Genomic DNA, 24,919 nt, shown 5'->3' on the forward strand with positions numbered 1-24,919 from the left:
CCGGGGCGATGCGAAGCATCGAACCCGGAACCTCGAGATTCCGGGTTCGGTCCTGCGGACCGCCCCGGAATGACGACGCTGGATGTTACGCCGCAGCCTCCTCGCGCGGCTGGTAGATCGCGGTGTGCTGGCAATGCGCCAGCGGTGTCGTGCCGTTGGCGACGACCAGCGCGTCGAGCTCGACGAAGCGGTGGCCCTTCTTCTCGTAGTTCGCGGTGACCTTGGCCCGCGCAACGATCTCGTCGCCGGCACGCGCGGGCGACAGCAGCTGCATGCGGCTGCCGACGTGGATCCACGGGCCCAAAATGGTATTGTCGACGAGGACGCGATTCATCACGCGCTGGATCAGGCCGGGATGGCCGAGCCCCTCTCGCGCGAAGATCGGATCGGTTTCCCTGATATCGGCGAGATAGTCCGCGGCGGCCTGCCCGATCCATCGGCGCGGCTCTGTGCCAAGCCATTTGCCGGTCTCGAACGTCGCCGGGCTGACCGGCTTGCGCTCGGCGACCGCGGGGACCGCGCGATAGTCGCTCAAATCCACCGCAGGCGCAGCCGCCGGCAGCGAAGCCGTCCCGGTGGCGCAGAGCTCGGTACGGCTGAACACCTCGATCGTGAGCAGGCCGTTGTGCTCGGTCGCATCGACATCGGCGCTCTCGCCGTCATAGACCGGCTTGATGAAGCGGGCCTCCACCAGTCCGCGGGTGAGGAAATCGCGGCCCCAGCGCGCCAGCGGCACATGCATCATGTAGGCGAAGACGTCGACGCCGGGCACCAGCCCGCCCGAGAAGCCGAAGCGGCGCGCCACCTTGTCGTCATGCATCTTGTTCTCGGATTGTTTGGCGGTGTTGTAGGCCTCGACGCGGTAGGTTTCGAGCCGGTTCGGCATGGCTGGCCTTCCCCAAAATTCCTGTTGTTTCGGATCGATCGTAGGCCCCGGGGAACACCGGTCAATCCCCTCGCCTTTGCGGCCCGAATGGGGTACCACCCCGCGAATGACTGACACGCCCACCCGCATCTATGTCGACGCCGACGCCTGTCCGGTGAAGGACGAGATCTACCGCGTCGCGCTCCGGCACAGCGTGCCCGTGAGCGTGGTGGCCGGCAACTTCATTCGCGTGCCGCAGGACCCCTTGATCGAGCGCATCGCGGCCGGAGCCGGCATGGATGCCGCCGACGACTGGATCGCCGAACGCGCCAGGCCCGGCGACGTCGTCGTGACCTCCGACATTCCGCTCGCCAGCCGCTGCGTGAAGGCGGGCGCCGACGTGATCGCGCCGAACGGCAAACCGTTCACCGAACAGTCGATCGGGATGACGCTGGCGGTACGCAACCTGATGACGGATCTGCGCTCGGCCGGCGAAGTCACCGGCGGCCCGCGATCGTTCGCGCCGCGCGACCGTTCGACGTTCCTCTCGGCGCTCGACCAGACGCTGCGCCGGATCCAGCGGCGCCGCATTGATGCGGCCGCAACCAGCCAGAATTCAAGTCAGGGCTGACGATGGCGCCGCCGCTGATCCAACTCAAGGACATCAAGCTGACGTTTGGCGGCACGCCGCTCTTGAACGGCGTCGAGCTCAACGTTGCGACTGGCGAGCGGGTCTGTCTGATCGGCCGCAACGGCTCCGGCAAATCGACATTGCTGAGAATCGCGGCTGGCCTGGTCGAGCCCGACGGCGGCACACGCTTCGTGCAGCCGGGCGCCACGATCCGCTATCTGCCGCAGGAGCCTGACTTCGGCGACCACAAGACTACGCTCGCCTATGTCGAGGCGGGGCTTGCGCCCGGCGACGACCAGCATCAGGCGCGCTATCTCCTCGAGCAGCTCGGGCTGACCGGCGACGAGAACCCGCACAACCTCTCCGGCGGCGAAGCTCGCCGCGCGGCGCTCGCATGTGTGCTTGCGCCCTCGCCCGACATATTGCTGCTGGACGAGCCGACCAACCATCTCGATCTCTCCACCATCGAGTGGCTGGAGCAGGAGCTCGACAGCCGCCGCAGCGCGCTGGTGCTGATCAGCCACGACCGCCGCTTCCTCACCAACCTCTCGCGCTCGACCGCCTGGCTCGACCGCGGCCGGATCAAGCAGATCGACCGCGGTTTTGCCTCGTTCGAAGCCTGGCGCGACGAGGTGCTGGCGGAAGAAGAGCGCGACCAGCACAAGCTCGACCGCAAGATCGTCGACGAGGAGCACTGGCTGCGCCACGGCGTCTCCGGCCGGCGCAAGCGCAACGTCAAGCGGCTTGCCAATCTGCACACGCTGCGCGACCAGCGCCGCAACTATCGCGGCACCGCTGGCAGCGCCAATCTCGCAGCCGCCGAGGCCGAGCAGTCCGGCAGGCTGGTGATCGAAGCCAAGGGCATCACCAAGGCCTATGGCGAGCGCAAGATCGTCGACAATTTCTCCACCCGCATCCAGCGCGGCGACCGGCTCGGCATCATCGGGCCGAACGGCGCCGGCAAGACCACGCTGGTCAATCTGCTCACCGGCGGCATGCAGCCTGACAGCGGCACCGTGCGGCTCGGGGCCAATCTGGAGATGGCAACCCTCGACCAGCACCGTGAAAGCCTCGACCCCAAATCGACGCTGGCGGAGGCACTGACCGGCGGCCGTGGCGACCAGATCATGGTCGGGGGCAAGCCGAAGCATGTCGTCGGCTACATGAAGGACTTTCTGTTCGCGCAGGAGCAGCGCGGCACGCCGCTGGAAGTGCTCTCCGGCGGCGAACGCGGCCGGCTGATGCTGGCGCGCGCACTGGCCAAGCCCTCGAACCTGCTGGTGCTGGACGAGCCAACCAACGATCTCGACCTCGAAACGCTGGACGTGCTCGAGGACATGCTCGGCGACTACGAGGGCACCGTCATCCTGATCAGCCATGACCGCGACTTCCTCGACCGCGTCGTCACCTCCGTGATCGCGCCTGAGGGCAACGGCAAATGGATCGAATATGCCGGCGGCTATAGCGATATGCTGGCGCAGCGCGGCGCGGACTTGAAGCGCGAGACGGCGAAGGCGCAAGCCCCCGCGGAGAAGAAAGAGGAGCGGATCGCTATTCCCGCTGCCGCGCCAAAGCGGCGATTGAGCTTCAACGAGAAGCACGCGCTGGAAACACTTCCGAAGAAGATGGAGACGTTGCAGGCCGACATCGCCAAGCTGCAACGCGTGCTCGACGATCCCAACCTCTACACCAAGGATCGCAAGACATTCGACGACACCTCCGCCGCCATCGCCAAGGCGCATGACGAATTGTCCGCCGCCGAAGAGCGCTGGCTCGAACTGGAAATGCTCCGCGAAGAAATCGAACAGGCTTGAACCGTAGGATGGGTAGAGCGAAGCGAAACCCATCGACACTTGCCCGGTTGCTGCAAATGATGGGTTTCGCCGCGCTCTACCCATCCTGCAGGACCGAACATAGAGACATCACATGACCACTCCTCTCGCCGCCAAGATCGCCCGTGAATACGGCACCCCCTGCGCCGTCATCGACATGGACAAGGTCGAGCGCAACATCGCGCGGATCCAGAAGGCCTGCGACGAGGCCGGCGTCGCCAATCGTCCCCACATCAAGACGCACAAGAACCCGACCATTGCGAAGATGCAGATCGCGGCCGGCGCCAAGGGCATCACCTGCCAGAAGCTCGGCGAGGCCGAGATCATGGCCAATGCCGGCATCGACGACATCCTGATCAGCTACAATCTGCTCGGCGAAGAGAAGATGGCGCGGCTCGGCGCGCTGCAGGCGAAGGCGAACATGACGGTGGCCGCCGACAATTCGACGGTCGTTGCCGGTTTGCCCAAGGCGGCCGCAGCATCAGGCCGTCCGCTCTCGGTGGTGGTCGAATGCGATACCGGCCGCAAGCGCGCCGGCGTCGAGACGCCGGCCGAGGCGATTGCGCTGGCGCGCGAGATCGCCGGGTCCAAGGGGCTCGAATTCGCCGGCTTCATGCTCTATCCGACCGAGACCGGCTGGGCGGACGCGCAGAAATTCTATGACGAGGCGCTGGCCGGCGTGCGCGCGCACGGGCTGGATGCGAAGATCGTCTCCACCGGCGGCACGCCGAACCTCGTCAACATCGGCAAGCTCAAGGGCGGCACCGAGCATCGCTTCGGCACTTATATCTACAACGACCGCATGCAGGTCGCGGCCGGCTCCGCCACCTGGGACGACTGCGCGCTGCACATCTATTCGACCGTGGTGAGCCGCGCCGCGCCCGAGCGCGGTATCCTCGACGCCGGCTCGAAGACGCTGACCACGGACACCGGCGGGCTCGACGGCCACGGCCTGATCCTGGAGCACCCCGAAGCCAAGATCGCGCGCTTTGCCGAAGAGCACGGCTTCCTCGATCTCTCCCGCAGCAACACGCGCCCGAACGTCGGCGACGTCGTGCGGATCATTCCCAATCATGTCTGCGTCGTCGTCAACATGATGGACGAGGTCGTGATGGTGCGTGGCGAGGAGATCATCGGCACGCTGCCGGTGGCGGCGCGGGGGAAGCTGCGCTAACTCCCGATCATCGCCTGGAGCTCCCGGTCCAGTCCATCGCGGAACAGCTTGATCGGCCGCTCCAGACGGCCGGCGGGCGCACGATGGACTATCCAGGCGCGCACGGCGGGTTTGAAGTCGCGCGCCACCACCGGCTTGAGCTTGTCGCGAAACGCGCTGCGTTTCAGGGCGATCGGAGTGACCAGCCCGACGCCGAGGCCGCGCGACACCAGCGACAGGCGGAGCTCGCTGTCCAGCGCTTCCACGGCGATGCTGAACGGCAGATGCTCCGCGTCGAATTTTCGTTTCAGCGAATCGCGAAAGCCGCAACCGTCCTGGTTGATCACCCACGACAGCTGCGACAGCCGTTCAAGATCGACGATGCGCGGGATCTTCATGTCGCGCGCAACGACGAACACGACGGGCTGTGCGCCGAGATCGTCGGCGGCGAGATCGGAAGGCGGGACCGCGCCGTCGGGCAGACAGATCGCGGCCGCATCGAGCTCGTTGCGGCAGACACGTTCGAGCTGGTTCGGCGACCAGCCGGAGACGACACGCACGGCCAGCGCGGGAAATTCGGCACGCACCGCGTCGAGCGGTCCGGTCAGCCCCGCCTCCGAGAGGAACGGCGTCAGGCCGAGCCGGAATTCGCCGCGCACCACGCCGTCATTGGCGACCCCTGATTTGAGATCGTCCAGCATCCGGAGCAGGCGCCGGCCCTGCTCATACGCTTCATGGCCCGCCGCGGTCGGTTTCAGCGGCTTGGAGAGCCGGTCCAGAAGCTTCGCCCCCAGCATCTCCTCGAGGTTCTGGATACGCCGCGTCACGCCGGGCTGCGTGAGATTGAGGCGCGCCGAGGCCGCCACGATCGATCCGGTCTCGACTACCGCAACAAACGCCACAAGGTCATGGGTGTTCATAACTAACTCGCATATTCTTTATAGACTTATTTGAATTGTAGCATATTAGACCCGCGGCTTAAAGGGACCTGCACTGAGCCCCGCGAGGTCCCATGACGATTTCAGAAACCCCCACGCTTGCGTCGCGAAACCAACTCGCCGAACGGCCCCTGATCTGGCTTGGCGCCATCACTGCCGGTGTCGTCGTCACCAACCTGTTCGCGCCGCAGATCCTGCTCGGGCAGATCGGGCGCTCCTTGTCCATGCCGGCGTGGCAGGCGGGCCTGATCAGCACGTTGACGCTGCTCGGCTATGCCCTCGGCCTGTTGCTGCTGGTGCCACTGGTCGATCTCGTCGAAAACCGGCGCGTCATCCTGCGCACGCTCGGCTGCGCTATCCTTGCCGCGCTCGCCACGGCGTTTGCGCCGAAGCCGTTCCTGCTCTTGCTTGGCACCTTCGCCCTCGGCGCCTCCTGCGCGGCGATTCAGATGATGGTTCCGCTGGTTGCGTCAATGGTGGCGCCGGAGCGGCGCGGACAGGCCATCGGCGAGGTGATGAGCGGGTTGATGATCGGCATTCTGCTGTCGCGGCCTGCGGCGAGCCTGATCGCCGATCTCTGGAGCTGGCGCGCCTACTACGTCGTCTCCGCCGCCCTGATGGCGCTGCTTGCCGGCGCGCTCGGCCGCTACCTTCCAGTCCTGCAATCGCCGGTGCGCGCAAGCTACGGCGAATTGCTGCGCTCATTTCCCAGGCTGCTGCGCGAAGAGCCCGTGCTGCGCGTGCGCGCCTGGACCGCATCGCTGGTCATGGCCTCCTTCACCGCCTTCTGGTCGGCGGTCGCGCTGCGACTGCCGGAGGCGCCGTTCGGCCTCGATGCCAAGGGAATTGCCGCTTTCGCGCTGATTGGCGTCGTTGGCGCCGCCGCGACGCCGATGGCCGGCCGGTGGGGGGACAAGGGATGGGCACGCTCGATGTTTGTTGCGGCCCATCTGCTCATCATCGGCTCGCTCGCGCTCTGCGCCTGGGCCGGCGCGCTGGAGTCCCGCATTGCCGCCCTCCTCGTGCTCAGTCTGGGCACCATCCTGCTCGATGTCGGCATCACCACCGACCAGACGCTCGGCCGCCGGGCAATCAACCTGTTGCGGCCCGAGGCACGCGGCCGCATCAACGGCCTGTTCGTCGCGCTGTTCTTCATCGGCGGCGGTGTCGGTGCCGCCGCGGCATCGCTGGCATGGACCCTTGGCGGCTGGACGATGGTCTGCGCGGTGGCGGCGGGTTTTGGGGTGCTCGGCCTGGTCACGGATCTCGTCAGCCGGACGGGGACGTCATGAGCGCCTCTATCAGCGAGCCTCGACAGGGTTCTATGAGCGCTTCAGGCACCCCAGCACACCCCTGCCCGCGGCAGCGCCGGTCGCGAACGACGCCTGCAGCAGATAGCCGCCGGTTGGCGCCTCCCAGTCCAGCATTTCGCCGGCGGCGAACACGCCCGGCAGCTTGCGGATCATGAAGTCCGCGTCGAGCTCGTCAAACGAAACTCCGCCTGCAGTCGAGATCGCGCGATCGATCGGGGCAACGCCGGTGAGCTGAACCGGAATTGCGTTGATCAGGTGTGCGAGCTCGGCCGGCGAGAACGATGCCAGCGGCCGGCCGGATGCGATCGCGGCCTCCTGCATCAGGCCGATCCCGACCGGCGAGACTTGCGCGGCCTTACGCAGGAAGTTTGCGAGCGATTGCTTGCCGCGCGTACCTGACAGGCGCGTGGTCAGCGCGGCGGCGGCGAGGTCGGGCCGCAGTGCGATGGTCAGCATCGCCTGCCCGATCCCCAGCACCGCCTCGCGCAGCTCCGCCGACAGCGCGTAGATCGCGCCACCTTCGATGCCGCCGCGGGTGATCATCGCTTCGCCGCGCACCGTGTGTGCACCTATCGTCAGCGCCACGCCCTTGAGCGGCTGGCCCTCGAAACGGTCACGGAACAATTCGGACCAGGCGACGGTGAAGCCGGAATTGGCCGGCCGCAGCTTTGAGATGGTAATGCCGTTGGCCGCAAGGATATCGACCCAGCCGCCGTCCGACCCAAGCCGCGGCCAGCTTGCGCCGCCAAGCGCAAGCACCGTGGCATCGGCGGCAACGACGGAGGTGCCGCTCCGGGTTTGAAACAGCAGCCGCTCTTCCCCATCCCACCCGGTCCAGCGATGGCGAAAGGCGAACCGTACGCCGCTGGCGTCCAGTCGCCGTAGCCACGCGCGCAGCAATGGCGAAGCCTTGAATGCCCTCGGAAACACGCGGCCGCTGGTGCCGACAAAGGTCGGCTCGCCCAGCGCCGCGCTCCAGGCGCGCAGCGCGTCGGGTGGAAACGCTTCGATCGCGGCCTGCAGCTTCGCCGCCGCCTCGCGATAGCGCGGCATGAACTGCGGCAGCGGCTCGCTATGGGTGAGATTGAGTCCGCCGCGGCCGGCCATCAGGAATTTGCGGCCGGCAGATGGCATCGCGTCGTAGACGGTGACGCGCGCGCCACCCTGCGCCAGCACCTCGGCCGCCATCAGCCCGGCCGGACCTGCGCCAATGATGGCAACGTGGGATTCGGGTGCGGTCATGGTGGGAGTTTAGGCCAGATTCTGGCGCCTAGCTCGTCATTCCGGGGCGCGCCTTCTTGGGCGCGAACCCGGAATCCATTAGACGACGGATTCTGAGGCACGATGGATTCCGGGTTCGCGCTACGCGCGCCCCGGAATGACAACTCAGAGCTTGATGCCGGCCCTGGCCGCGGCCTGCGCAACATACTTCTGCGTCTGCTCGAAGGCGCCCTGCAAAGCCTTCGCCTTCGACATGTCGCTGATCTCGGCGAAATGCGCGGCGACCGCGTCCGGCGTCCATTCGGACTCCGGCAGGTTGATGCCTTCGCTCTCGACAATCTTGATCACGGCGAAGGAGCCGGCACCGGCGCCCATGATGGTGCGGGTGGGCGCATCCTCACTGAGCATGTACTCGACAGCGGGCGTGATCGCGTTCGGCTTCATCAGTTGCAGCGCCTGCGGCGGCAGCAGCTCTTCGGTCATGCGGGTCGCCGCGGTCGGCGAGATGATGTTGACGCGGATGTTGGTCTTGCGGCCCTCTTCCGCCAGCACGTTCATCAGGCCGACCATGCCGGACTTCGCCGCGCCGTAATTGGCCTGGCCGAAATTACCGTAAAGGCCGGAGGACGACGTGGTCAGCACGATGCGGCCGTAGTTGCGGTCGCGCATGCCGGCCCAGGCCGCCTTGCAGCAGTAGAAGGTGCCGACGAGGTGCACGTCGAGCACCTTCTGGAAATCGGCCGCCTCCATCTTGCCGAACGACTTGTCGCGCAGGATGCCGGCATTGGCGCACAAGAGGTCGACGCTGCCCCATTCCTTCGTGGCACGCTCGACCATCGCGGTGACCTGCTCGAAGTTCGAGACGTCGGCACCGTCGGCCATCGCGGTGCCGCCGGCTTTGCGGATCTCCTCGACCACGGCTTCCGCCGGCGACAGCGAGCCACCAGTGCCGTCGCGCGCGCCGCCGAAATCGTTGACCACGACCTTCGCGCCGCGGCTGGCCAGTCCCAGCGCATGCGCCCGTCCGAGGCCATTGCCCGCGCCGGTGACGATGGCGACGCGTCCGTCAAACCTGATTGCCATTGTGCTTCCTTTCTTCCTTCTCCCCTCGTGGGAGAAGGTGGCGCGAAGCCACCCTCTCCCACAGGGGGAGTGGGTAAGAGCGCTCCGCGAGAGATCGGACAGCTTTTGAGCAGCGTTGAAGGACCGGGTCAAGCCCGGCCAGACCTACGCGAAATAGATCAGGCCCAGCCACTCGGCGACCAGCGCCGGCTTGTCCTCGCCCTCGATCTCGACAGTGACATTGGTGCGGGACTGCAGCTCGTTCGGCTTGCGCAGCTTGGCTTCCGCCAGCACGAAACGGCCACGGACGCGCTTTCCCGAGCGCACCGGCGAGATGAAGCGCAGCTTGTCGAAGCCGTAATTGACGCCCATCGTGGTGCCGGCGATGACCGGCATCACCTCATAGGACATGATCGACAGCAGCGACATGGTCAGGAAGCCGTGCGCGATGGTGGTGCCGAACGCGGTCTCCTTCTTTGCCCGTTCAGGGTCGACGTGGATGAACTGGTGATCCTCGATCACGTCGGCATAGGTGTCGATGCGGGGCTGGTCGATCAGGTGCCATGACGACACGCCGATCTCCTTGCCGACCATGGCCTGATAGGCGTCCAGCGTAATCGGCGGCTTCTTCCAGACTTCGTTCATTGATAGCTCCAGATGGCGTCATTCTGGGGCGATGCGCAGCATCGAGCCCGGAATCCACTGTGCCACAGAGTTTGTCGCCGAATGGATTCCGGGTTCGCGCTCCGCGCGCCCCGGAATGACGAAGGTACCCACTTAACTCTCGCTCCGGGTTTTCGGCAGCTCCGGAAAATCCTCCTCGCGGAATTCCCGGCCACGCAGCGGATCGCCCCGATCATCGTCGCGCTCGAGACGTCGTAGCTGCACGCGGCGGATTTTGCCAGAGATCGTCTTCGGCAGCTCGGTGACGATTTCAAGGCGGCGGATGCGCTTGAACGGCGCAAGGCGGGTGTGCAGGTGCTTGAAGATCGAAAGCGCCGTCTCCGGTGTTCGCTCCGACCCCGAAGTCAGCAGCACGAACGCTTTGGGGATTGCCAGCCGGATCGGATCCGGGCTCGGCACCACGGCAGCCTCGGCGACGAGTTCATGCTCGAGCAACACGCTTTCCAGCTCGAACGGACTGATGCGGTAATCGGACGATTTGAACACGTCGTCGGAGCGGCCGACGAAGGTGAGATAACCATCTTCGTCTTCGAACACGACGTCGCCGCTGCGATAGAGTGCGCCCTCGGCACCCGAGAGCTTGCCGTCGTCGCCCTGATAGCCCTGCATCAGGCCGGCGGGACGGTTCGCCCCGAGCACCAGCGTCACCTCGCCTTCCTTCGCCGGGTTGCCGTCGGCATCGCTGACCTGCACGCGATAGCCCGGCAGCGGGCGGCCCATCGAGCCGACCTTGATGTTTTGCCCCGGCGAGTTGCCGGCAAGCGCGGTGGTCTCGGTCTGGCCGTAGCCGTCGCGGATGGTAAGGCCCCAGGCCGCCTGCACCTGGTCGATCACCTCGGGATTGAGCGGCTCGCCGGCGCCGCAGACCTCGCGCAACGCGACCTTGAACGAGGCAAGGTTCTCCTGGATGAACAGCCGCCACACGGTCGGCGGCGCGCATAGCGTGGTGACACCGCAGCGGCCGATGGTGGCGAGCAGCGCCTTCGCATCGAAGCGCGGCTGGTTCACCACGAACACGGTGGCGCCCGCGTTCCACGGCGCGAAGAAGCAGCTCCAGGCGTGCTTGGCCCAGCCGGGCGAAGAGATGTTGAGATGGACGTCGCCGGGCTTCAGCCCGATCCAGTACATGGTGGAGAGATGGCCGACGGGATAGCTGCGCTGGCTATGCAGCACCAGCTTCGGCTTTGCCGTGGTGCCCGAGGTGAAATAGAGCAGCATCGGGTCGTCGGCGTGGGTGGGGCCGTCGGGCACGAAGCTATCCGGAGCCTCTGCCGCCTCATCGTAAGCGAGCCAGCCATCGGAGGCCGCGCCGACCACGATGCGGACGACATTCTCTGCACCGAGGCTCGCGAACTTCGCGACCTGATCCTGCGCGGCCACCACGGCCTTCGCCTTGCCGCGATCGAGCCGGTCGCGCAGCTCGTCGGCGGTGAGCAGCGTGGTGGCGGGGATGACGACGACACCGAGCTTTATCGCAGCGAGCATGGTCTCCCACAGCGGAACCACATTGCCGAGCAGCAGCAGGAGATGGTCGCCACGCCTCAGGCCCTGCGCTCGGAGGAAGTTGGCGACCTGGTTGGAACGGCGCGACAGCGCCGCGAAGGACAATTTCGTCTGCCGGTCCTGTGCGGCATCGACGATCCAGAGCGCGGGGCGATCCTTGCTCTCCGCATTCGCCGCCAGCTCGGCGTCGAACCAGTCGAGCGCCCAGTTGAAGGGGGTCGGATCGGGCCAGCGGAAGCCTTTGACCGCCGCCTCGTAATCCGTGCGGTGTTGTAGAAGAAACGCGCGCGCTTCCTGAAATGTCGTCATGGTCCGGGCCCGTCCAATTGACCTGCGAGCGTAGCCCGGATGGAGCGGAGCGCAATCCGGGGCCGGCTACGCAATTGGCAGAAGCTGTCCCGGATTTCGATTCGCTCCATCCGGGCTACGGGCAAAGCCTCGCTATTTTCCAGCGAGGCCGCGAACGTGCTTGATAATTCCGGAAAAATCCACCCCGCCCTGCCCCGCCTTGTCGAAGGCCTGGTAAATCTCCTGCGCATGCTGGCCGAGCGGCGTCGCCGCGCCGGCGGCCTTGGCGGCATCCTGCGCCAGGGTCAGGTCCTTCACCATCAGTGCCGAGGCGAAACCCGGCTTGTAGTCGTTGTTCGCCGGAGAGCTCGGCACCGGGCCCGGAACCGGGCAATAGGTCGTCAGCGACCAGCACTGGCCCGACGAGGTCGAGGCGACGTCGAACAGCGCCTGATGCGAGAGGCCGAGCTTCTCACCCAGCGCGAAGGCCTCGCTCACAGCGATCATGGAAATGCCGAGGATCATGTTGTTGCAGATCTTGGCCGCCTGGCCGGCGCCGGCGCCGCCGCAATGCACGATCTTCTTGCCCATGTTTTCGAGCACGGGCTTTGCCGCGGCGAACGCCTTGTCCTCGCCGCCGCACATGAAGGTGAGCGTCGCCCCCTTGGCGCCGCCGGTACCGCCGGACACCGGCGCATCCACCGAGAGCACGCCGTTCTTGGCGGCAAGCGCGTGTGCCTGCCGCGCGCTCTCGACGTCGATGGTGGAGGAGTCAATGATCAGCGCGCCCTTGGTCATGACAGGGACGACCTCGTTCCAGACGCCGAGCACATGCTTGCCGGCCGGCAGCATGGTGACGACGACATCGGCGCCCTTCACTGCGCCCGATGCGCTGTCGGCAATGCCGGCGCCATCGGCCTTGGCCTGCGCGCGCGAGGCCTCGACGAGGTCGAACGCGACGACCTTGTGGCCGGCCTTGACCAGATTGGCCGCCATCGGGCCGCCCATGTTGCCGAGACCGATGAATGCGATCGTGGCCATTGTCGTTTCCTCCGCTTGAGACTGTTGTTAGTTGAACTTGAGTTCGTCGGCGCCAATCTCGGCGAGATACGGCGCAAGCAATTCCGGCGTCACATCCTCGATCCGCGGCGGCGACCAGATCGGATTGCGGTCCTTGTCGATCACGGCGGCGCGTACGCCCTCGCGGAAATCGTCGCTGCGGAAGACCTCCAGCGCGGCGCGATATTCGCGCACCAGACATTCTTCCAGGCTCGACGCGGCGCGTGCCAGCCGCAGCAGCTTCAGCGTCACCACCATGCCGCGCGGCGATTTTTCGCCGAGCGTCTTCAGTGTCGCCAGAGCAAATTCGGAACCGTCGCGCTTGAGCGCGGCGACGATGTCCTCCATCCGGTCGAAGCCGAACAGCGCATCGATCATCGGCTCCTTTGCCGCGACCGGCCCGGCGGTCTCGCCGGTCGCAAAGCCGTTGATGAGCTTGCCGACCTCGGCCGCGGTTGCACCGGAGCGCAGCTTCGTCAGCGCATCCCGCAGCTCCGGCCATTTCGCCGCCGGCACCACCCAATCGGCGAACTTCGCGTGGATCGCGTCCGGCCCGTTCATGGTCTGGCCGGTCAGGCCGAAATAGGTGCCGATCTCGCCCGGCGAGCGCGACAACAGATAAGTGCCGCCGACGTCCGGGAAGAAGCCGAGCCCGACCTCGGGCATCGCGAGTTTGGTGCGATCGGTGACGACGCGGTGGCTCGCATGCGCGGAGAGCCCGACGCCGCCGCCCATCACAATGCCGTCCATGAAGGCGACATAGGGCTTTGGAAACCTCTTGATCCGGGCGTTGAGGATATATTCCTCGCGCCACAGGATCTTGCCGAGGTCGCCATGAACCTTCGAGCTTTCCCAGAGCGTGCGGATGTCGCCGCCGGCACACAGGCCGCGCTCGCCGGCGCCCTCCAGCACGATCACGGCGACGGCCGCATCGGTCTCGAAGCGGTCGAGCGCGGTCTCGATGTCGCGAAACATCTCGAGCGTCACGGCATTGATGGCCTTGGGACGGTTGAGCCTGATGACGCCGGCCGATCCCTCGACGCGGGCGACCAGATCGCCCTCTTCCGCTGCCGTCATCGCGCGCCCTCGATCAGTTTGCGCGCCACGATGAGTCGCATGATTTCATTGGTGCCTTCGAGGATCTGGTGCACGCGCAGATCGCGCACGATCTTCTCGATGCCGTATTCGCTGAGGTAGCCATAGCCGCCGTGAAGCTGGAGCGCCTGGTTGGCGACCTCGAAGCCGACATCGGTGCCGAAGCGCTTGGCCATCGCGCAGAGCATGGTGGCGTCAGGATCCTTGCGGTCGAGCGCCGCTGCGGCCCGCCACAGGAACGTGCGCGCGGCCTCGAGTTCGATCGCCATGTCGGCAAGGCGGAATTGCAGCGCCTGGAATTCGTCGAGGCGTTTTCCAAACGCCTTGCGCTCCTTCATGTAGTTGCGCGCCTTGTCGAGCGCGGTCTGCGCGCCACCGAGCGAGCATGCCGTGATGTTGAGACGGCCGCCATCGAGGCCGGCCATCGCGATCTTGAAGCCGACGCCCTCCTCGCTCAGCCGGTTGGCGACCGGCACGCGGGCGTTCTCGAACATGACGGCGCGGGTCGGCTGCGCATTCCAGCCCATCTTGCGCTCGTTGGCACCGAAGGAGACTCCCGGTGTGTTGCCGTCAATGACGAGCGTCGAGATGCCGCCGGGGCCGTCGCCGCCGGTCCTGACCATCGCGACCAAAAGGTCGGTGCCGCCGGCGCCCGAGATGAACTGCTTCTGGCCGTTGAGCACATAATGGTCGCCATCGCGCACCGCGCGGGTGCGCAGCGCCGCCGCATCGGAGCCGGCGCCCGGCTCGGTCAGGCAGTAGCTCGCGATCAGCTCCATGGTGCAGAGCTTCGGCAGCCATTTGTGGCGCTGGGTGTCGCTGCCGTAGGCATCGATCATCCAGGACGCCATGTTGTGGATGGAGATGAAGGCCGACGTGGTCGGACAGCCCGTCGCCAGCGCCTCAAAGATCAGCGCCGCGTCGAACCTGGTCATAGCGGAGCCACCGACATCCTCGCGGATGTAGATACCGCCCATGCCGAGCGTCGCCGCCTCGCGCATCACATCGACGGGGAAATGCTTCTCCTCGTCCCAGCGCAGCGCGTGCGGCGCGATCTTTTCCGCCGCAAACGCCAACGCCATGTCGCGAACCGCGATCTGATCCTCGTTCAGAGCGAACTGCATGGGTGCCTCGCTCTTGAGAGGATCACTTCATCAGCGGGATCGAGAACTCCGCGCCTTCCTTGACGCCGGACGGCCAGCGCGAGGTCACCGTCTTGGTCTTGGTGTAGAAGCGGACCGAGTCCGGGCCGTGCTGGTTGAGATCGCCGAAGCCGGACTTCTTCCAGCCGCCGAAGGTGTAATAGGCAATCGGCACCGGGATCGGCACGTTGATGCCGACCATGCCGACATTGACCTTGGCCGCGAAGTCGCGCGCCGCGTCGCCGTCGCGGGTGAAGATCGCAACGCCGTTGCCGTAGTCATGTTCGGACGGCAGCGCCAGTGCTTCCTTGTAGTCGTGCGCGCGCACCACCGAGAGCACCGGGCCGAAGATCTCTTCCTTGTAGATCCGCATGTCCTTGGTGACGTTGTCGAACAGCGAACCGCCGAGATAGAAGCCCTTCTCGTAGCCCTGCATCTTGAAGCCGCGGCCGTCGACGGCGAGCGTCGCGCCTTCCTTGATGCCGATGTCGATGTAGCCCTTGACCTTCTCGACCGCCTCGCGCGTCACCAGCGGACCGTAATCGGCCGACGGATCGATCGAGGTGCCGATCTTCAAGGACTCGACGCGCGGGATCAGCTTTTCCATCAGGCGGTCGGCGGTGGGCTTGCCGACGGGCACCGCGACGGAGACGGCCATGCAGCGCTCGCCGGCCGAGCCGTAACCGGCGCCGATCAGCGCATCGACCGCTTGGTCCATGTCGGCGTCGGGCATGATGATGGCGTGGTTCTTGGCGCCGCCGAAGCACTGGCAGCGCTTGCCGGTCTGCGCGGCGCGCTCATAGATGTACTGCGCGATCGGCGTGGAGCCGACGAATCCGACGGCCTTGATGTCGGGGTCGTCGAGGATGGCGTCGACCGCTTCCTTGTCGCCGTTGACGACATTGAGGATGCCGGCCGGCAGGCCCGCTTCCATCATCAGTTCGGCGAGCAGCATCGGCACGCCGGGATCGCGCTCGGAGGGCTTGAGGATGAAGGCGTTGCCGCAGGCGATCGCGGGCGCGAACTTCCACATCGGGATCATCGCCGGGAAATTGAACGGCGTGATGCCGGCGACGACGCCGAGCGCCTGGCGCATCGAATAGATGTCGATGCCGGGGCCGGCGCCTTCGGTGTACTCACCCTTCATCAGATGCGGGATGCCGCAGGCGAATTCCGCGACCTCGAGGCCGCGCTGGATGTCGCCCTTGGCGTCCGGCACGGTCTTGCCGTGCTCACGCGCCAGCAGCTCGGCGAGCTTGTCGTAGTCGCGCTGGACCAGCTCGACGAATTTCATCATGACGCGGGCGCGGCGCTGCGGGTTGGTCGCGGCCCATTCCGGCTGCGCGGCGCGGGCGTTCTCCACGGCAGCGCGGACCTCGGCCTTGGACGCCAGCGCCACCTTGGCCTGCACGTCACCGGTCATCGGCTCGAAAACGTCGGCGGTGCGGCCCGAGGTACCCTTGACCTCCTTGCCGCCGATGAAATGTCCGATTGAACGCATGGAAATATCTCCTTCAGGCCAGCCTGTTCGCTTTGACAATTCCTATCGACCTGCATTTTATAGGATTCAAGTCTGATATATTGCACCATAGATGTGCGAAAATGCTGGATCAAGGCGCTATCGACTGGGACGACTTTCGCTTCGTGCTGGCCATCGTGCGGGGCGGCTCGGTTTCGGCTGCGGCAAAACAGCTCGGCGTCGACCATGCGACCGTGATCCGTCGCGTCGACAGGCTGGAAAAGCACCTCTCGGCCAAGCTGTTTGACCGGCGCAAGACCGGCTATCTCCTCACCGAGGCCGGCCAGCGCGTCGCCGACAGCGCCGAAGCGATGGAATCGACCATCGTCGCCAACCAGGAGCAGGTCGGCGGCTCCGTGGCGCGGCTGACCGGAACGGTGCGGATCGGTGCGCCCGATGGCTTCGGTACCGCCTTCCTGGCGCCGCGGCTGGCGCCCTTCGCGGACCGGTATCCCGATCTCGATCTGCAACTTGTGGCTACTGCGCGGCTGTTCAGTCTCTCCAAGCGCGAGGCCGACATCGCGATCAGCCTGACCATGCCGAAGGAGGGCCGCATCGTCGGCCGCAAGCTGCTCGACTACCGCCTCGGGCTCTATGCCGCCCCCGCCTATCTCGACCGCTTCCCGACGATCGTGTCGCGCGAGGTGCTGCCGCAGCACCGCTTCGTCGGCTACATCGAGGAGCTCCTGTTCACGCCGGAGCTCGACTATCTGCCGCAGGTGTCGCCGCGGATTTCCGCCCGCTTCCGCAGCGCCAATCTGATCGCACAGCTCAACGCCACGCTCTCGGGCTTCGGCATCGCGGTGCTGCCGCATTTCATGGCGAGCGACTATCCGCAGCTCGTCGCGGTGCTGCCGGAGGAGATCTCGATCACGCGGACGTTCTGGATGCTGATGCACGCCGACAGCAAGGACCTCGCCCGGATCAGGGCCGTGGCGGACTACATCGGTGAGATCGTGGAGCGCGAGCGGGCGTTGTTTGCGGGGCGGTAAGCACCGATCCCGTAGGGTGGGCAAAGCGAAGCGCGCCCACCATGCCAACTACGATCACGGAGAGACGGTGGGCACGGCGCAAGAGCGCCTTTGCCCACCCTACGGCATCTCGGCCTAACTCTGCTTCGCCTTCTTCACCGCCGCCACCTTCGGCTCACGCTTCGCACCATCCAGCGCGCTGTCCCTGCCCGCCTTCAGCACCTCGTCCGACAGTTCGCTGGAGCCGGCGATGCGCGCCAGCAGCATGGTGCCGGCCATCGTCGCCAGCGTCGCGATCGCCTGCTTGCGCGCGGCCTTGCGCGGCAGGCTCGGGATGTAGTCGGTCATCATCTCGATCATCTCGTCGAGCTTGCCGGCGAAGGCTTTTCGCGTCTTCGGGCTCTCGCGGGCAATCTCGGCGCCCAGCGCGGGAATCGAGCAGCCATGGCCGGGATTGTCGCGATGCAGCGCGGAGAGATAGGTCTCCGCGATCAGCGCCAGCCGTTTCTCGGGAGAAACCTCGCCACTGATCTTGCGCCAGTGCTCCATCGAGCGGTCCATGGCGTAGGCAAAGGCCTCGATCACCAGCGCCTCGCGGGAATCGAAATGCGCGTAGAAGCCGCCATGGGTCAGGCCCGCCTCCTTCATGAGGTCGGCGACGCCGATGCCGTGCGCACCCTTTTCGCGCAGCCGCACGGAGGCCTTCTTCACGATGCGGTCGTGGGTTTCCTGCTTGTGTTCCCGGGAATAGCGCATGCGGGTCTCATTGGATGTCGGAGATCATTTCATAACACAAGAATGGACCGGACGGTGAATTAATTCATGTTAAGATATTGCCAATCATGGAAAAGGTTGCAGTTGCATGGACTGCGAGCGCCCCCTTGCCGTCGCGGACGAACCCCTCGGTGTAGCTGGTCTGCCGTCCCAGCTTGATGATCTTGCCTTCGGCCGTGATCAGCCCGGACCGGACCGACAGCGGACGCAGGAACGTCATTTTCAGATCGAGGGTCACGGACGACTGCCCGGCCTCCAGCCGGGTCGAAATGGCGCATCCCATGGCGGTGTCGATCAGCGCCGCGGCCGTCGCGCCATGCAGGAGGCCGATGGTATTTTCGAGATCCTCGCGCGGCTCCAATTGCATCACGATCCGGCCCGGCTCGACCACCGCCATGGTGAAGCCGATCAGCTTTGCGAAGGGCGGCGGCGGCAGCCGGCCGTCGCGAATGCCCAGCATGGCGTCCATGCCCGACAGGCCCATCGCCGCTTTCGCGACCGGCGCAGGGACCTGCCAGTCCACCACACGCTCGCGCCGCTGCGTGGGCGAAAACAGGTCGAGTTGATCGATGTCGGTCATGGCAGCCTCTTTGTATGACATACATCATACTATGCCACGAACTTCGCGCTGGCAACTCCGTCTCCCCGGCCCGCTTGACAAGCAACGCGTTTCGGCCCGGAAGTGACCCCGACCGGTGCGCCCGCGCACGTCCAACAAACGTCGAGATCCCACGATGGAAATGCTCAACAACCACTGCGGCGTGACGCGCGATGCGCGCGGCGTCGTTCACGTCGCGATCTGCAACGCCGGCTCGCTCAACATCCTCGGCTCGCCCGTCACCGACGCGGTGCGCGAAGGCCTGCAACAGCTCGCCTCCGATCGCAGCATCCGCGTCGTGGTGCTGCGCGGCCAGAGCGAGAAGAGCATGATCGGCGGCGCCGACATCAAGGAGATGGCCAAGCTCGAGCAGGCATCGGCCGAAGCCTTCATCAGCCGCCTGCGCGATCTCTGCGAGGCCGTGCGCCAGTTCCCCGCCCCCGTGATCGCGCGCATGCCCGGCTGGTGCCTCGGCGGCGGGCTCGAGGTGGCGGCCGCGTGCGACTTCCGCATCGCCGCGCATGATGCGCATTTCGGCATGCCGGAGGTCCGCGTCGGCATTCCCTCTGTGATCCACGCCGCGCTGTTGCCGCGCCTGATCGGCTGGGCCCGCGCGCGCTGGCTGGTGATGACGGCAGAGAACATCGACGCGCCGACGGCGCTCGCTTGGGGCCTGGTCGACAAGGTCGCACCCGAGGGCGGGCTGGATGCAGCCGTCGAGCACACGGTGAAGGCGCTGCTCGAATGCGGCCCCGAGGCGTTGCGGTCGCAAAAGGCGCTGCTACGGCAATGGGAGGAACTGCCGCTGACGGAGTCGGTGAACCTCAGCGTCAAGGTGTTCGGCGAGTCGTTCCTGACCGACGAGCCGACGCGCCTGATGCAGGCGTTCGTGAACAGGAAGCGGTAAGCGCTGGACGGGGTGCTTCGTTCCGCATGACGCTGTCATCGCCCGCGCGGCGGGAGATCCAGTATTCCAGAGGCTGCGGTGATTGAGCCGAGAAGCCGCGGCGTTCTGGATGCCCTCGCCTTCGCGGGGCAGACATCGTCATTGGGGGAGCGCTTTCGTTCCTAGAGTCACAGCCCCTCCTCCGATCGCAGGAGGAAATCTCATGCGAACCACAAGATTTTCTCATCCCAGCCGCGGTTGCATTTTTTGCGCCGCATCATATGATGAGCATAATCTTACTCAACCGTCATCGCAGGGAGTCCCGTCATGGCCGAAGCCGCCGATCCCGTCGTCATCGTCTCCGCCGCCCGTACCCCGCTCGGCCGCTTCATGGGCGAATTGTCGCCGCTGGCCGCGCATAAGCTTGGATCGCATGTGATCGGCGCTGCGCTGGAGCGCGCCAAGCTCGCGCCTGAGAAGGTCGATGAGGTCTTCATGGGCTGCGTGCTGCCCGCAGGACAAGGCCAGGCCCCGGCACGCCAGGCTGCCCGTGCGGCCGGCCTGCCCGATGCGACCGGCGCCACCACGGTCAATAAGGTCTGCGGCTCCGGCATGAAGGCGACCATGCTGGCGCACGACATCATCCGCGCCGGCTCCGCCGAGATCGTCGTCTCCGGCGGCATGGAGAGCATGAGCAACGCGCCCTATCTTCTCGCCAAGGCACGCGGAGGCTATCGCGTCGGCCATGACCGCATCATCGACCACATGATGATGGACGGGCTGGAGGACGCCTACGAGACCGGCCGATCCATGGGCGATTTCGGCGAGGCCACGGCAGAGGCCTACCAGTTCACCCGCAAGGACCAGGACGCCTATGCGATGGAGACGCTCAGCCGCGCCCGCAGGGCGGTCGAGGGCGGCGCGTTCAAGGCCGAGATCGCGCCGATCACGCTGACCGAGAAGGCTGGCCCACGCGTCATCGCCAATGACGAGCATCCGCTGAAGGTCGATCCGGCCAAGATTCCCGGACTGAAGCCGGCGTTCCGCGCCAATGGCACGATCACGCCGGCCGCCTCCTCCGCCAATGCCGACGGTGCCGCCGCGCTGGTGCTGACGAAGCGGTCGCTGGCCGATCGGGGCGGCCTTCCGGCGCTTGCCGTGATCAAGGGCCACGCCACCCACAGCCAGGAGCCGCAATGGTTCACCACGGCGCCGATCCCTGCGATCCGCAAGCTGCTCGACAAGATCGGCTGGAGCGCCGGTGACGTCGACCTGTTCGAGATCAACGAGGCTTTCGCCGTGGTGGCGATGGCGGCGCAGCGCGATCTCGGCATTCCCCGCGACAAGCTGAACATCAACGGCGGCGCCTGCGCGCTCGGCCATCCGATTGGCGCCACCGGCGCGCGGCTGATCGTGACGCTGCTGCATTCGCTCGAGGCGCAGAACCTCAAGCGCGGCGTCGCCGCGCTCTGCATCGGTGGCGGCGAAGCCACGGCCATCGCGGTGGAGCGGCTGACGCACTAGTCGTGATGTCCGAAATTGAGGGAAGTCTGACATTTTAGACTTCCGACGAATATGCCAGATTATAACGATGACGCGAGTCCCGGGAGGGACCGCCAACCATGATTGAGGCCCAATGATCTCGAACTGGCTCGCGGCAAGGCTCAGCCGCCGCAATATCCACTACGGCTGGGTGATGGTCGGCGTGACCTTCCTGGCCGCGCTGATCAGCGCCGGCACGGTCGGTGCGCCCGGCGTGTTCATCGTTCCCCTGCAGAAGGAGTTCGGCTGGAGCACGGCGGAGATCTCTTCCGCGCTGTCGATCCGCTTCATCCTGTTCGGGCTGATGGCGCCGTTCGCCGCCGCCCTGCTCAACCGCTACGGCCTGCGCAACGTCACGCTCACGGCGCAGCTGATCGTGGTCTCGGCGCTGGTCGCATCGCTTGGCATGACCGAGGTCTGGCAGCTCATAGCCCTGTGGGGCGTCGTGATCGGTATCGGCACCGGGATGACCGCGCTGGTGCTCGGCGCGACCATCGCCACGCGCTGGTTCGCGGCGCGGCGCGGCCTCGTCGTCGGCATCATGACCGCGAGCGTCGCCACCGGTCAGCTCGTGTTCCTGCCGCTGCTCGCAAGCCTCACCGAACGCTTCGGCTGGCGGCTGGCGCTCGGCTTCGTCTGCATCATGCTCGGCGTTTCCGCACTCGCGGTCCTGCTCGCGATGCGCGACCGTCCGAGCGATCTGGGCCTGCGCCCGTTCGGTGACGAGGGCAGCGAGCCCCTGCCCGCGCCGCCCGTCAACCACGGCTCGATCACGGCGGTGGCGCTCGGCACGCTGCGCGACGCCTCGAAGTCGAGCGCGTTCTGGATCCTGTTTGCGACCTTCTTCGTCTGCGGCGCCTCGACCAACGGCCTCGTCCAGGTCCACCTGATCCCGATGTGCCTCGATTTCGGCATCCCGCAGGTGCAGGCCGCAAGCCTGCTGGCTGCGATGGGTATCTTCGACTTCTTCGGCACCATCTTCTCGGGCTGGCTGTCGGACCGTTACGACAATCGCTGGCTCCTGTTCTGGTACTACGGCCTGCGCGGTCTCTCGCTGATCTTCCTGCCCTTCAGCGATTTCTCGTTCTACGGCCTGTCGATCTTCGCGATGTTCTACGGCCTCGACTGGATCGCCACCGTGCCGCCGACGGTGCGCCTCACCGCGCAGAAGTTCGGCCCAGAGCGCGCCAATCTGGTGTTCGGCTGGATCTTCGCCGGGCATCAGCTCGGCGCCGGCACCGCGGCCTTCGGAGCGGGCCTGTCGCGGACGCTGCTGCAGAGCTACCTGCCCGCCTTCTTCATCGCCGGCGCGCTCTGCGTGTTCGCCTCATTGATCGTGCTGGCACTGTCGCGGCAGCCGAAGCCAAAGGCGCAACCCGCAATGGCGTAAGCCGCCCTAGTACCGGATCGTGGTGGTGACGCCGAAGACTGCGGCGTCACCGATCCGCGAAGTCCCGCTCGGATCGTTCGGATTGGGGACGCCGCCCGAGGGGCGGAACACGTACTGGAAATACGGCGCCACCAGCCAGCCCGGCTTGATATGCGCCTCGTAGATCATCTCGATCAGGGTCTCGTTGCTGCGCACTGGGCTCTGCACGCCGGTGAAGGCTTGCGTATCGAGATCGAGAATGCGGGCGGTGTTCGAAATCCGCATATAGGCCATCGCCACGCCGAAGCGGTCGAGCGGACGGCCTGGCGTGAAGCCGACAAAGCCGATGCCGCCGTCGAGATAGAGGTCGATCAGATTGCGATCCGGCGGGCTGTAGGCGATGCGGCCGAACGCGGTGACGCCCGGGATCGAAGCTGACGTGGTGTTGTCCTTCACCTCCGGCGGCCGGTACAGCACCTGCTCGATCACCGCGAAGATGCCGTAGTTGCCGCGGAGCTTCGCCGGAACGCCGCTTCCGGAGGGATCGGCGATCGACAGGCCCTCCGCGGTAAACCGCTGGCTGTCGAACGAGCCATAGTGCTTCCAGGCGCCCGGCGTGAAATAGCCGGCGAGCGGGCGGCCCCCGATATCGATGTCGTAGTTGAAGCGGACCTGCCCGATCACCCAGGGCGGATCGTTGACGCGGAACGCGAGGCCGTGATGGTCGCGTATCTGCGGATCGGCATCGCCCGGCCCGGACGGATCGCCGTTGAACACTGCAGCATAGGCGGTGATCTGGTCCGTCAACGCAGCCTTGACGCGAATGCCGGGCACCGCGATCGGCGGGGCCGGGCCGCCGGCCGGAAGGTTGCTCGCCTTGATCGCCGGCCAGCCGAAGGTGCCGTTGATGAAGAGGTCGTCGGTCTGGCTGTCGAAGAACTCCACATCCGCGGCCTGCTGGCCGGCCCTGATGTTCAGCCTGTCGCCAAAGAAGCTCTGCTCGAAATAGGCATTGTAGAGCCGCTGGTCCGGCAGCGCCTCGATCTCGCTGATGGTGGCGAGGTTCTGCACGTAGTTGCGCGAGAGCCCGCGGCCGTAGATCACGAAGGCGTTAGCGTAGAAGCGGCCGCCGCTCCAGCCGACGAGCTTGTCCAGATCGGCATCGACCGAGAGATCGAGGCGGCCGAAATGGATCGCGCCGCGCGCAACACCGCCGGACACATTGCCGATGTTGTCGGCGATGTAGGTGGCGCCGAAATTCAGGCCCTTGTTGGCGAGCCCGTCATGCCATTCGTTGAACCATTTTGGCGCCAGCCATTCCGCCGCGCTTTCGTCCTTGGCGCCGGCGCGCGCGCTCGTGCTCGCCAAGGTGCACGCCAGCGCAATTGCAGCCATGCTTCGCAGCAGAGAGCTATCGGCAGTCGCGTTCACGGCTGGGTACGCTACTTGAAAATGCCCGTGCGCCGCATGAACAAATAGGCCGCGCCGACCGACGAGGCCATCAGCGCCGCCGCCCAGAGGAATCCGGTCTCGACGTCGGTGAGCGGCAGGCCCTTGGTGTTCATGCCGAAGATGCCGGTGATCAGCGTCGGCGGCAGCAGCAGCGACGTCACGATGGAGAGCGTGTGGAGGTGGTGGTTGCTCTCCTCCTCGTTCTTGAAGCGCAGCTCCTCCTCGAGCAGCCGGCTGCGCTCGCGCAGCTCGACAATCTCGTGATCGAGGCCATCGAGCCGCTGCGCCAGCTTGCCGGCGTGGATCCACAAGCCCGGCGAAAGATGGTCCGTGTTCTTCTGGTCGAGCCGGTGAAACAGCACGCGCAGGCCGGTGAGCTGACGATGCAGCCTGACGCAGGTGCGGCGCAGCCGGCCGAGATTGCGGCGCATCTCCGGCTTCGCATCGTCGGCGAGGATGCGTTCCTCGATGCCGTCGATCTCCTGCCCGAGCTTGTCGGCCATCCGATCAAGCGTGTCGGCGACCTCGTCCACGATCTTTTCCAGGAGATGGGCGACGTTGTCGACGCGGTAGCCGCCTTCGAGCACCCGGCGCGTCGCATCCGCCGAACAAAGCGCCTGATGGCGGCCGCTCACCAGCAGGTGCTCGGTCATGGCGAAGCGCAGGAACGCGGTCTCCTCCGTGGCGCTGTCGATGTCGCGCACGAGGTCGGAGAACACGCCGTAGACGCAGTGGTCGATGACATGGAGCTGCTGGAACGTGTCGTTGGACAGCAGCAGCTCGCGCGCAAGCGGCGGCAGCGTCGATGCCGCAATCCACGGCCGCGCCCGCGCATCGGTCAGGTTGAAATGCAGCCAGAGCCGGCCGTCATGGCTGAACTCGATCGGCCGGTCGATCGGCAGCGCCTCGGCGCTGCCGTCGCTGTGCAGGCGGAACGCCCAGACGAGGCCCGGAATGGCAGGCTCAGCCCCCGATATCGCGCTGACAAGCTTTGCCGGCTCAGCCATGATCGCCCCAACCGT

At 66.1% G+C, this 24,919-nt stretch carries 21 protein-coding genes and 1 pseudogene; 8 read left to right on the forward strand and 14 right to left on the reverse strand.

Features of this window, described 5'->3' with window-relative positions:
* Positions 1 to 85 precede the first annotated feature (85 nt).
* Positions 86 to 886, reverse strand: a complete 801-nt coding sequence (locus AB5K84_RS27300; RefSeq protein WP_038966887.1) for a hypothetical protein — start codon at positions 884 to 886, stop codon at positions 86 to 88.
* Between the two features lie 106 nt (positions 887 to 992).
* On the opposite strand from AB5K84_RS27300, the gene AB5K84_RS27305 reads away from it, so the two are divergent.
* The 3 genes from AB5K84_RS27305 to AB5K84_RS27315 all read left to right on the forward strand — a co-directional run bounded on the left by AB5K84_RS27305 (position 993) and on the right by AB5K84_RS27315 (position 4,502).
* Positions 993 to 1,496 (forward strand): YaiI/YqxD family protein, encoded by a 504-nt coding sequence (locus AB5K84_RS27305; RefSeq protein ID WP_011086743.1) that lies wholly within the window; start codon positions 993 to 995, stop codon positions 1,494 to 1,496.
* Positions 1,497 to 1,498: 2 nt separating this feature from the next.
* Positions 1,499 to 3,310: an ABC-F family ATP-binding cassette domain-containing protein gene (locus tag AB5K84_RS27310; RefSeq protein ID WP_011086742.1), complete on the forward strand. Its 1,812-nt coding sequence runs from the start codon at positions 1,499 to 1,501 to the stop codon at positions 3,308 to 3,310.
* Between the two features lie 112 nt (positions 3,311 to 3,422).
* The gene (locus AB5K84_RS27315; RefSeq protein ID WP_011086741.1) at positions 3,423 to 4,502 is read left to right on the forward strand and encodes a D-TA family PLP-dependent enzyme; all 1,080 of its coding nucleotides are present in this window, start codon (positions 3,423 to 3,425) and stop codon (positions 4,500 to 4,502) included.
* Here the strand turns inward: AB5K84_RS27315 and AB5K84_RS27320 are convergent.
* Positions 4,499 to 5,401: a LysR family transcriptional regulator gene (locus tag AB5K84_RS27320; protein WP_011086740.1), complete on the reverse strand. Its 903-nt coding sequence runs from the start codon at positions 5,399 to 5,401 to the stop codon at positions 4,499 to 4,501. The two genes, AB5K84_RS27315 and AB5K84_RS27320, sit on opposite strands and share 4 nt — an antisense overlap.
* 92 nt (positions 5,402 to 5,493) lie before the next feature.
* Between AB5K84_RS27320 and AB5K84_RS27325 the strand changes: the two genes are divergently transcribed.
* Positions 5,494 to 6,711 (forward strand): MFS transporter, encoded by a 1,218-nt coding sequence (locus AB5K84_RS27325; RefSeq protein WP_011086739.1) that lies wholly within the window; start codon positions 5,494 to 5,496, stop codon positions 6,709 to 6,711.
* Between the two features lie 30 nt (positions 6,712 to 6,741).
* On the opposite strand, the gene AB5K84_RS27330 is transcribed toward AB5K84_RS27325, so the two are convergent.
* From AB5K84_RS27330 to AB5K84_RS27365, 8 genes and pseudogenes are all read right to left on the reverse strand, one after another.
* Positions 6,742 to 7,974, reverse strand: coding sequence for an NAD(P)/FAD-dependent oxidoreductase (locus tag AB5K84_RS27330; protein ID WP_011086738.1), 1,233 nt, complete (start codon positions 7,972 to 7,974; stop codon positions 6,742 to 6,744).
* A 144-nt stretch (positions 7,975 to 8,118) separates the two neighbouring features.
* Positions 8,119 to 9,036, reverse strand: a complete 918-nt coding sequence (locus AB5K84_RS27335) for an SDR family NAD(P)-dependent oxidoreductase (RefSeq protein WP_011086737.1) — start codon at positions 9,034 to 9,036, stop codon at positions 8,119 to 8,121.
* A gap of 144 nt (positions 9,037 to 9,180) precedes the next feature.
* On the reverse strand, positions 9,181 to 9,660 hold the full coding sequence (locus tag AB5K84_RS27340) for a MaoC family dehydratase (RefSeq protein WP_011086736.1): 480 nt from the start codon (positions 9,658 to 9,660) through the stop codon (positions 9,181 to 9,183).
* Between the two features lie 132 nt (positions 9,661 to 9,792).
* Positions 9,793 to 11,511 carry an AMP-binding protein gene (locus AB5K84_RS27345; RefSeq protein ID WP_011086735.1) on the reverse strand — a complete coding sequence of 573 codons (1,719 nt, stop codon included), beginning with the start codon at positions 11,509 to 11,511 and terminating at the stop codon, positions 9,793 to 9,795.
* Positions 11,512 to 11,643: 132 nt separating this feature from the next.
* Positions 11,644 to 12,537, reverse strand: a pseudogene (gene mmsB, locus AB5K84_RS27350) (3-hydroxyisobutyrate dehydrogenase); the annotation flags it as partial.
* 21 nt (positions 12,538 to 12,558) lie between these two features.
* Positions 12,559 to 13,626, reverse strand: coding sequence for an enoyl-CoA hydratase/isomerase family protein (locus AB5K84_RS27355; protein ID WP_011086733.1), 1,068 nt, complete (start codon positions 13,624 to 13,626; stop codon positions 12,559 to 12,561).
* On the reverse strand, positions 13,623 to 14,768 hold the full coding sequence (locus AB5K84_RS27360; RefSeq protein WP_011086732.1) for an isobutyryl-CoA dehydrogenase: 1,146 nt from the start codon (positions 14,766 to 14,768) through the stop codon (positions 13,623 to 13,625). The genes AB5K84_RS27355 and AB5K84_RS27360 overlap by 4 nt, the downstream gene beginning before the upstream one ends.
* Before the next feature lie 22 nt (positions 14,769 to 14,790).
* Positions 14,791 to 16,287 carry a CoA-acylating methylmalonate-semialdehyde dehydrogenase gene (locus AB5K84_RS27365; protein ID WP_011086731.1) on the reverse strand — a complete coding sequence of 499 codons (1,497 nt, stop codon included), beginning with the start codon at positions 16,285 to 16,287 and terminating at the stop codon, positions 14,791 to 14,793.
* Between the two features lie 101 nt (positions 16,288 to 16,388).
* On the opposite strand from AB5K84_RS27365, the gene AB5K84_RS27370 reads away from it, so the two are divergent.
* Entirely contained in the window at positions 16,389 to 17,297 is a 909-nt protein-coding gene (locus tag AB5K84_RS27370; RefSeq protein ID WP_011086730.1) for a LysR family transcriptional regulator, read from the forward strand.
* 114 nt (positions 17,298 to 17,411) lie between these two features.
* Here the strand turns inward: AB5K84_RS27370 and AB5K84_RS27375 are convergent, their stop codons facing one another.
* Together AB5K84_RS27375 and AB5K84_RS27380 are read right to left on the reverse strand one after the other, a co-directional pair.
* Positions 17,412 to 18,032, reverse strand: coding sequence for a TetR/AcrR family transcriptional regulator (locus AB5K84_RS27375; protein WP_011086729.1), 621 nt, complete (start codon positions 18,030 to 18,032; stop codon positions 17,412 to 17,414).
* Positions 18,033 to 18,096: 64 nt separating this feature from the next.
* Positions 18,097 to 18,630 carry a PaaI family thioesterase gene (locus AB5K84_RS27380; RefSeq protein ID WP_028170984.1) on the reverse strand — a complete coding sequence of 178 codons (534 nt, stop codon included), beginning with the start codon at positions 18,628 to 18,630 and terminating at the stop codon, positions 18,097 to 18,099.
* 154 nt (positions 18,631 to 18,784) lie between these two features.
* Here AB5K84_RS27380 and AB5K84_RS27385 point away from each other — a divergent pair, with 154 nt between their 5' ends.
* The 3 genes from AB5K84_RS27385 to AB5K84_RS27395 all read left to right on the forward strand — a co-directional run bounded on the left by AB5K84_RS27385 (position 18,785) and on the right by AB5K84_RS27395 (position 22,466).
* Complete coding sequence (locus AB5K84_RS27385; RefSeq protein ID WP_038966886.1) at positions 18,785 to 19,555, forward strand: enoyl-CoA hydratase; 771 nt, start codon at positions 18,785 to 18,787, stop codon at positions 19,553 to 19,555.
* Positions 19,556 to 19,861: 306 nt separating this feature from the next.
* Entirely contained in the window at positions 19,862 to 21,058 is a 1,197-nt protein-coding gene (locus AB5K84_RS27390) for an acetyl-CoA C-acyltransferase (protein WP_011086726.1), read from the forward strand.
* Between the two features lie 112 nt (positions 21,059 to 21,170).
* Positions 21,171 to 22,466, forward strand: a complete 1,296-nt coding sequence (locus AB5K84_RS27395) for an MFS transporter (protein ID WP_011086725.1) — start codon at positions 21,171 to 21,173, stop codon at positions 22,464 to 22,466.
* Positions 22,467 to 22,472: 6 nt separating this feature from the next.
* On the opposite strand, the gene AB5K84_RS27400 is transcribed toward AB5K84_RS27395, so the two are convergent.
* Positions 22,473 to 23,840, reverse strand: coding sequence for a carbohydrate porin (locus AB5K84_RS27400; RefSeq protein WP_441232698.1), 1,368 nt, complete (start codon positions 23,838 to 23,840; stop codon positions 22,473 to 22,475).
* Positions 23,841 to 23,887: 47 nt separating this feature from the next.
* Positions 23,888 to 24,904, reverse strand: coding sequence for a transporter (locus AB5K84_RS27405; protein ID WP_171463757.1), 1,017 nt, complete (start codon positions 24,902 to 24,904; stop codon positions 23,888 to 23,890).
* Positions 24,905 to 24,919: the final 15 nt, after the last annotated feature.

The organism is Bradyrhizobium sp. 1200_D9_N1_1, from assembly GCF_052075915.1.
In the GTDB taxonomy this organism is placed as follows: Bacteria; Pseudomonadota; Alphaproteobacteria; order Rhizobiales; family Xanthobacteraceae; genus Bradyrhizobium; species Bradyrhizobium diazoefficiens.

What these genes read in the sequence shown, in the direction of transcription:
- AB5K84_RS27385 (WP_038966886.1), top strand. Translation starts at nt 18,785, where the DNA reads ATGGAAATGCTCAACAACCACTGCGGCGTGACGCGCGATGCGCGCGGC.
- AB5K84_RS27345 (WP_011086735.1), bottom strand. Translation starts at nt 11,511, where the DNA reads ATGACGACATTTCAGGAAGCGCGCGCGTTTCTTCTACAACACCGCACG.
- AB5K84_RS27335 (WP_011086737.1), bottom strand. Translation starts at nt 9,036, where the DNA reads ATGGCAATCAGGTTTGACGGACGCGTCGCCATCGTCACCGGCGCGGGC.
- AB5K84_RS27325 (WP_011086739.1), top strand. Translation starts at nt 5,494, where the DNA reads ATGACGATTTCAGAAACCCCCACGCTTGCGTCGCGAAACCAACTCGCC.
- AB5K84_RS27370 (WP_011086730.1), top strand. Translation starts at nt 16,389, where the DNA reads ATGCTGGATCAAGGCGCTATCGACTGGGACGACTTTCGCTTCGTGCTG.
- AB5K84_RS27355 (WP_011086733.1), bottom strand. Translation starts at nt 13,626, where the DNA reads ATGACGGCAGCGGAAGAGGGCGATCTGGTCGCCCGCGTCGAGGGATCG.
- AB5K84_RS27365 (WP_011086731.1), bottom strand. Translation starts at nt 16,287, where the DNA reads ATGCGTTCAATCGGACATTTCATCGGCGGCAAGGAGGTCAAGGGTACC.
- AB5K84_RS27375 (WP_011086729.1), bottom strand. Translation starts at nt 18,032, where the DNA reads ATGCGCTATTCCCGGGAACACAAGCAGGAAACCCACGACCGCATCGTG.
- AB5K84_RS27395 (WP_011086725.1), top strand. Translation starts at nt 21,171, where the DNA reads ATGATCTCGAACTGGCTCGCGGCAAGGCTCAGCCGCCGCAATATCCAC.
- AB5K84_RS27305 (WP_011086743.1), top strand. Translation starts at nt 993, where the DNA reads ATGACTGACACGCCCACCCGCATCTATGTCGACGCCGACGCCTGTCCG.
- AB5K84_RS27315 (WP_011086741.1), top strand. Translation starts at nt 3,423, where the DNA reads ATGACCACTCCTCTCGCCGCCAAGATCGCCCGTGAATACGGCACCCCC.
- AB5K84_RS27405 (WP_171463757.1), bottom strand. Translation starts at nt 24,904, where the DNA reads ATGGCTGAGCCGGCAAAGCTTGTCAGCGCGATATCGGGGGCTGAGCCT.
- AB5K84_RS27400 (WP_441232698.1), bottom strand. Translation starts at nt 23,840, where the DNA reads ATGGCTGCAATTGCGCTGGCGTGCACCTTGGCGAGCACGAGCGCGCGC.
- AB5K84_RS27360 (WP_011086732.1), bottom strand. Translation starts at nt 14,768, where the DNA reads ATGCAGTTCGCTCTGAACGAGGATCAGATCGCGGTTCGCGACATGGCG.
- AB5K84_RS27390 (WP_011086726.1), top strand. Translation starts at nt 19,862, where the DNA reads ATGGCCGAAGCCGCCGATCCCGTCGTCATCGTCTCCGCCGCCCGTACC.
- AB5K84_RS27340 (WP_011086736.1), bottom strand. Translation starts at nt 9,660, where the DNA reads ATGAACGAAGTCTGGAAGAAGCCGCCGATTACGCTGGACGCCTATCAG.
- AB5K84_RS27380 (WP_028170984.1), bottom strand. Translation starts at nt 18,630, where the DNA reads ATGACCGACATCGATCAACTCGACCTGTTTTCGCCCACGCAGCGGCGC.
- AB5K84_RS27310 (WP_011086742.1), top strand. Translation starts at nt 1,499, where the DNA reads ATGGCGCCGCCGCTGATCCAACTCAAGGACATCAAGCTGACGTTTGGC.
- AB5K84_RS27300 (WP_038966887.1), bottom strand. Translation starts at nt 886, where the DNA reads ATGCCGAACCGGCTCGAAACCTACCGCGTCGAGGCCTACAACACCGCC.
- AB5K84_RS27330 (WP_011086738.1), bottom strand. Translation starts at nt 7,974, where the DNA reads ATGACCGCACCCGAATCCCACGTTGCCATCATTGGCGCAGGTCCGGCC.
- AB5K84_RS27320 (WP_011086740.1), bottom strand. Translation starts at nt 5,401, where the DNA reads ATGAACACCCATGACCTTGTGGCGTTTGTTGCGGTAGTCGAGACCGGA.